Consider the following 1,599-nt stretch of genomic DNA (forward strand, 5'->3'; position numbering starts at 1 on the left):
GCCCCCGTCCGCGTCCGCGAGCGCCACCCCGGTGCCCACCACGACCACCGGGCCGCCCCTCGTGGCTGGCCAGCCCGCGTGCGTGGGCTGGCCGGCGAACGCGACCCACAGCAAGCTGCCCGCGTCCTTCGAGCCGGTGGCGGTGATCCGCTGCGTGACCGACTACCAGATGATCCCCGGCAAGGGCCAGTGGGAGGTCGCCACCCTGGAGCGGGCCGACCAGGGGCTCGCGCCGTTGATGACCGCGCTGCGGCGGCACAACCAGGTCAGGCCCGCCGGTACGTTCTGCTCCGATCTGGTCGAGCTGCCGCCGCAGTTCGTGCTGATCGGCAAGGACGGGCAGGCCATCAGGCCGGCGCTGCCCGTGACCGGCTGCGGCCTCGTGCAAGGGGAGCTGCTCGGCGCCCTCGCCGCGCTGCCCTGGCAGAAGGTGTCGGTGCGGCTGGTCGCCAAGGTGTAGCCCGGGCCGAAGGTGGCGTCCAGCTGACGGCGCGGTGACCGCCGCTGGGTCCGTACCATACGGTTCATGGCGGTACAGGCGGTTATCTTCGACTGGGGCGGCACGCTGACCCCGTGGCACACAATCGACCACGACACGCTGTGGCTGGAAGTATGCACGCCGCATTTCTCCGCCGACCTGGCGGCGACGCACGCGAAGGCGATCAGGGCGGCGGAGTTCGAGCTGTGGCGGCAGGCGGAGACCGCACAGCAGAGCGCGACCCTTGAGCACGTCTTCAGCCGCGCCGGTGTGACCGCACACGACGAGCTGCTCGCCACCTATTACGGCCTGTGGGAACCGCACACCTACACCGACCCGGACGCCGCGCCGGTCATGCGCGCGCTGCGCGACCGGGGCATCAAGATCGGCGTGCTGTCCAACACCATGTGGCCGCGCAGCGCGCACGAGGAGGTATTCCGCAGGGACGGGGTGCTGAGCCTGATCGACGGGGCGGTGTACAGCAGCGAGATCCCGTGGACCAAACCGCATCCCGAGGCGTTCCGCGCCGCGATGGCCGCTGTCGGGGTGTCCGACCCGGCCTCGTGCGTCTTCGTCGGCGACCGGCCGTACGACGACATCTACGGCGCCAAGCGCGCCGGCATGCGCGGGGTGCTCATCCCGAACAGCGAGGTGCCGCCGCATGACGGCGTGATCCCGGACGCGGTCATCACCCGCCTCACCGAGCTTCCCGCTCACCTCGACCAGTGGTGACAGGCGGTTGACCATGCGGTCCCGCCGCGGCCCCTGGGCCTCCTACCTGGGGCGGAGAATACGGTCATCGGGGTTGCTGCTGGCCGGGGTGGCGCTGACCGTCTTCATCACCACTGCCGCCGTGACCGCCGTCGCCGCCTTCGGCGCGCAGGTGCTGCCGCAGGGCGCGAACCGGCAGCTCGCCAGGTCCCCTGGCATGTCGATGACCGTCATCGGCCTGGTCGGCGCCCGGCAGGCCGCCGCGGACACAGCCGTGATCCGCGCGCAGGCGGACGCGGCGCTTGGCGGTGCCCGCTACCAGCTCGACAGCGCCCTGTGGTCCGACCCGCTGACCATCACCGCCCCTGACGGGCTGGCCAGCAGCGGCGCGGAGGCGGCCGCGCCCACCC

The 1,599-nt window shown here is 72.2% G+C and carries 3 protein-coding genes; all 3 read left to right on the forward strand.

The features are described from left to right. Nucleotides 1-460: hypothetical protein (locus WA805_RS27405; protein ID WP_425240883.1), on the forward strand; the 460-nt coding region annotated here is incomplete at its 5' end. A gap of 66 nt (nt 461-526) precedes the next feature. Further along, the gene (locus WA805_RS27410; protein WP_422278247.1) at nt 527-1,210 is read left to right on the forward strand and encodes an HAD family hydrolase; all 684 of its coding nucleotides are present in this window, start codon (nt 527-529) and stop codon (nt 1,208-1,210) included. A 73-nt stretch (nt 1,211-1,283) separates the two neighbouring features. Further along, the coding region (locus tag WA805_RS27415) for a hypothetical protein (RefSeq protein ID WP_425243781.1) at nt 1,284-1,599 on the forward strand (316 nt) is incomplete at its 3' end.

It is taken from the genome of Trebonia sp., from assembly GCF_049794275.1.
GTDB lineage: Bacteria > Actinomycetota > Actinomycetes > Streptosporangiales > Streptosporangiaceae > Trebonia.